Source organism: Melioribacteraceae bacterium, from assembly GCA_019638015.1.
Classification (GTDB): Bacteria; Bacteroidota; Ignavibacteria; order Ignavibacteriales; family Melioribacteraceae; genus JAHBUP01.
Map to the genome: position 1 here is coordinate 1 of JAHBUP010000006.1, position 5,195 is coordinate 5,195.

Genomic DNA, 5,195 nt, shown 5'->3' on the forward strand with positions numbered 1-5,195 from the left:
CCAAAACGTTATGCACAATGCCGCGGACAGATTCGGTGCTTCGAACATTGGCACTTTTGCTTGCCGCACTTTCCCGCGCGACACCAAAGCAAGCAAAAGAGCCAAACGATATTTAAAAATTTATTAGATTTGACTTACAACCGAATGCCCGGTAACGCAGTCCATATTTATTATTACAATAATATTTAGCAATGAAAAGCACTGTATTATCCATTACAATTCTTGTTGTTTGCACACTCACAATATTTAATTCCAGTGGACAAAGTAACTTGTCGGTATCCGTTCCGGTCATTTGGAGCGAGGTTAAGGTAAAGGACAATTGGACACCACCAACGGCACCCAATTACAAAGAATATCATAGCGGTTCTGCAGTCGGATACGGAATCAATTTGTATTATTCGTTCCAACCAAAGCTTTTAACTAAGGACAAGCACTTTTTCATGAACATTGGTGCCGGATACTTCAAACAGAGATTTAATGTAACCCGACCTTTTGATTACAATTCACCTGTTCAACCAATATTTCGCACCGATCATTACTCTTATCATTGCTGGCAAGGATTAATTGGTTTGTCTTACAATTATCAGCTCAAAAAAGACTATTTTCTGATGGGAACTTTAACATACAACGCCCTTTATTCGTTTCGACAAGATTATGTTCCCACGTTTACCGCTGAGACACAAGTAAATCATGAGAAAATAAACTTTGGAAAAATAGTATCCTTAAATGTTGGTTTAAATAAATATTTGGGAGAAAGATTCTGGTTAGGGCTCCATGTCGTGGCTCCATTATACACTCGGTGGCGCAACGACAAAATTTTTAGGGACGACCCAACCACATATTATCACCCAAAATTTGGTCTTGGCACTTATTTAAGTGTATCATATCGCATTAGTAAGAACTCTCAACCATAAAATATTGCCCTATGAAAAAAATTATACTTTTACTGTCACTCCTGCTATTGTGTGCCTCCTTTGTAGATGCACAAGTAAAAACGAATTTTAATAATCCGGAGCAAATAGGATCTAGAGGAAAATATTCAAAGAGTTTCCGTGGTAAAAGTCCATACATAATTCCGGCAAGGGATATCAAATCTCTACTGGAAAGAGAAACTCAGGAGAATGCATCAGGCGAGGCAAAACCTTTCAGAATAGCCGAACCTGTAAATGTCGACATCGATGTGGTAAGAGAAGCTGAATGGCTAGTTGAAGGGGACTCAGCTTTTGCAAAGTTTACAATTTTGGCCTCGGGTGCAAAATCAATTAGTGCAAATTTTGATCAGTTTTATCTTCCGCCAGGAACGGAATTATTTGCGTATAGTGATAATGGTGAAATGATTACTGGTCCAATCACGGAAAATGAAAACAATGCAGAGTTATTTTGGGGAACTTGGGTCTATAAGGGTAGCAGGCTAACTATTGACCTTAGAGTTCTACTTGAGAACAAATCGTTGCTCAGGCTTCATATCTCAAGTATTGCTTACGGATACAAAGATATTTACAGAACCGAGGTTGGAGGCTTTGGTGAGTCTTCAGCATGCAACATAAATGTACTTTGCCCTTTAGGCAATGGCTGGGATCTTGAAAGAAATTCTGTTGCCTTGATTTTGAATGGAAACAGGATTGCTGTAGCGGGGGCGTTGATTAACAACACGTGTAATTTAAATATACCATATCTCTTAACTGCCAATCATTGTTTTGAGGCGAACACCAATGTTGGACAGTGGAAATTCACCTTTCAGGCATGGAGTCAGCATGTAATCCTTCGCAGAATGCTAATGGAATAACCTTTAATGGATCAGCTCTTAGAGCAAGAAGCGCAGGAAGTGATTTCTGTTTGGTTCAATTAAATCAAGTGCCGTCTGGGAATTCGGGTATTACTTATTCCGGATGGTCCCGAAATACCGTAGGAATACAAAATACAACAATTATCCACCATCCCGCAGGGGACGTTATGAAAATTTCTAGGGACGAGCAACCTCCAGTATTTGCTACTTTTCTTGGTTCACAATCATGGCAGTTGGTTTTAGATCAAGGAGCAACAAATGGTGGAAGTTCAGGCGGACCATACTATGATCAAAACCATAGAATTATCGCTCAACATCACGGCATTAATCAAAATAATGCTGACCAATGTCTCAACACAAATAAGTTCGGAGGTCGGTTTAATGTATCATGGGATGGAGATGGCACAAATGCAACAAGACTGAGTAACTGGCTTGATCCCTCTAACTCAGGCGCCATGACGACTGACTCAAGGCGGATTCCTTTTGTAACTGGACCAACTTTAATATGTACAAATGGTACGTTCTCATTACAGAACCAGCCGGCTGGATCAACAATTAACTGGACTTCCAGCAATCCAAACATACTTACAATTGATCCTAATACCGGAGTGGCTAATAGACAAAATAGTAACAGTGGCTCCATAGTAATTACTGCATCCGTTCAAATGCCGGGTGGATGCAACCCGGCATTATATACTTTATCAATCTGGGTTGGCAATCCTGGAGCTTCAATTACAACATTAATTTATCCTTCAGGTTTACGCGGTGTTAATCCTGTAAGCCTAGGTCCCGCCTCAATTTATCAATTTCGTTGCGACCCAGTTGGTGGGTTCCCGACATCTTGGACATGGGTCTTGCCATCAGGTTTTTCATTCTATAGTGGAAGTACCACATCCACTCCGTATATAATGACAAGTTCAACAAATGGTAGTTATACAATGTATTGTCAAGTCAATAATACTTGTGGATCCAGTTGGACAAATAGTCTTGGCATTAATATTAGTTCAAGTGGCGGAGGTACCCCACTTAGAGTAAGGGGTGATTCGCAACAGACTGATTCAGGGGAAATTAATATTGAAGAAACACAAATTAATAGTAGTGTTCCTTATCCAAATCCGGCATCAGAGACCCTTAATATCGAATTGGAAGGCACAAGTACTTTGACCATTTTAAGTATCGCTGGGCAAAAAATATTGTCGACTACAGGGACTGGAAAAATTACCATTCCAATAACAGAACTATCTAATGGGATTTACTTTTTAACTATTTCAAATGTAAAGGGTACCGCAAGACATAAATTCATAATTCAGCATTAAGAAAAGATACGGTACAAGGTACAAGCTACAAAATTTGTGTTCCCTGACAGATTTCTAAAATTTAATAACATGGGATTTAACAAAGATTGATTTTCCGAATAGCAGCACCAATGCCAAAGCCACGCGATTTCAGCCCACATCCAAAGCTTTGTCATCCGTGCTGCTTAGTGCGGACAATTGCGGCACAGGTGCATAACACTGTGCATATTTCATTGCGGGGTTCAGTGTTGCGTTATAGTTTTTGTTTCTTAATTTAGTTCGGTCCCGTGGGACAGTTTTGCAGCTGGTCGCGCTTGTCATGGCCGATGGCCATTTAACAAGCGCTCCTAACCCCGCAACGCAACATGCACTCACGTTAACGGCAAGCGGCCGGAAAAATGAGAACTTCTAATGACAATCATGAGACTTTTAACTTTTGGACTAATCTTCCTTTGCACATCATGTGGACTAATTCTTCAAAATACAGCAACCAAAAATTTTAAAGACCCAGTTACTAAGACTAAGGAGTATAAATCACTAAACAGGTTTCAGCAGGATTTTCTGTATCTAAAAACTATTTGTGAGAAATATTTTCCTCTAGCGGATAAATATTTCCCAAGAAATGAAAGAGTTCGGCTTGAGGAAATGATACTTAAAGAATTTAGTCGTTCGAATTTGACTGATTTAGAATTTCAATTATATCTGAAAAAATACCTTTCACACTTTGAAAACCAGCATACTTGGACAGGTTTAAAAGGAGTAACGATTACAGGTATTTATCCTTTTTTTCTATACAGTCAAGAATCAAATTGGTACGTTTCAAACCTCTCTACCCAACTGAACGCTGGTTTCCTTGGACAAAAGGTTTTATTAATCAATAATGTACCCATTAATGATTATGAAAAGCAACTATTCAATTTTGTTTCGGCAGAGAACGACATTTCAAAACGGAAATCTGTTTCATTTTGGTGGAATCGTCCTGCATCTCATGAGTTTTTAAAAGGTCAAAAAATAGACTCTTTAAAATTGGCACTTGACAATGGTGAAATTCTCAATGTCCCAAAAATTACCTCTGGACAAATTAATTTTCAACTATCCGATAAAGACTTTAAAAAGCATCCAATAACCACACCGAAAGACAGAATTTATGATTATCAAATTATAGATTCAATTGGCGTCACCTATTTCCAATTTCATCAATGTTATGACAAAATTGAAATTAAAGAGGGAATGAAATCTTATGTTAGACCTTGGTTAAGACCAATAGCAAGGCTTTATGTAAACATTCAAACAAGTAAAAAGAAGCCATCAAAAAGAATAAAAAAGTATTTTGACCCAGAAAGACCAATATTTAGTCAGTACGTCTCTCAAATGGTAAAAGAGTCAAATGAAAAAGGTGTAAATAAACTGATTCTTGATTTGAGAAATAATAGCGGTGGAAGCGAATTAATATGTCTTCAATTACTTTACCATTTAACGGACAAAGAAAATTTGAAAGACTTCGAACTGTATGTTCCTAATACTGACTTTTATAAGCATTATTTTAAGAATGACTATAAAGAAAAAATTGAGTTATTCACTAAAAAACAAGGAACTCAGCCGCCAAAAGACTCATTATTTTACGCTGGATACAATAACAGTAACGAAAAATTATTTGATAAAATAACAGACCCAAAGTCTCCATACTTCATACCTAAAGAAAGACCTGTTTTTAAAGGAAAGATTGTAGTCTTAGCTGACTTCACAACGCACAGCGCAGGTGCATTATTTACAACCTTAATCCAAGATAATAAAGTAGCTAAAGTAATTGGAACAGATGTGTCAAACAATCCGACAGGACCAACCACTTGGACACCATTTAAACTTCCAAATACAAAAATTGGAGCCTCAATTTCAAGCCAATATCTTGTTAGACCAGACAAATTGAAAGCTAACAAGTTTATTCCTGACATCTATATAGAGAAGAGTTATCAAGATTTATTAAACGGAAAAGACCCATTATTTGACAAAGCTTTAGAGATATTAAATGAGGACTAGGCCGCATGCCGTTAACACCGTGTTTATTTAATTGCGGGGTTTTGTGTCCTAATTCAAATTCGTTTCATAATTTAGTT

Annotated in this window: 4 protein-coding genes; all 4 read left to right on the forward strand. The window is 37.6% G+C overall.

Going from position 1 to position 5,195, the window contains the following annotated elements; genetic code table 11:
• The first annotated feature begins 191 nt into the window (after window positions 1–191).
• The 4 genes from KF816_17430 (at window position 192) to KF816_17445 (ending at window position 5,118) form a co-directional block, all read left to right on the forward strand.
• Window positions 192–914 (forward strand): hypothetical protein, encoded by a 723-nt coding sequence (locus KF816_17430; GenBank protein ID MBX3009811.1) that lies wholly within the window; start codon window positions 192–194, stop codon window positions 912–914.
• A gap of 11 nt (window positions 915–925) precedes the next feature.
• Window positions 926–1,786: a hypothetical protein gene (locus KF816_17435; protein MBX3009812.1), complete on the forward strand. Its 861-nt coding sequence runs from the start codon at window positions 926–928 to the stop codon at window positions 1,784–1,786.
• Window positions 1,744–3,102 carry a T9SS type A sorting domain-containing protein gene (locus KF816_17440; protein ID MBX3009813.1) on the forward strand — a complete coding sequence of 453 codons (1,359 nt, stop codon included), beginning with the start codon at window positions 1,744–1,746 and terminating at the stop codon, window positions 3,100–3,102. The genes KF816_17435 and KF816_17440 overlap by 43 nt, the downstream gene beginning before the upstream one ends.
• 390 nt (window positions 3,103–3,492) lie before the next feature.
• Window positions 3,493–5,118: a hypothetical protein gene (locus KF816_17445; protein MBX3009814.1), complete on the forward strand. Its 1,626-nt coding sequence runs from the start codon at window positions 3,493–3,495 to the stop codon at window positions 5,116–5,118.
• Window positions 5,119–5,195: the final 77 nt, after the last annotated feature.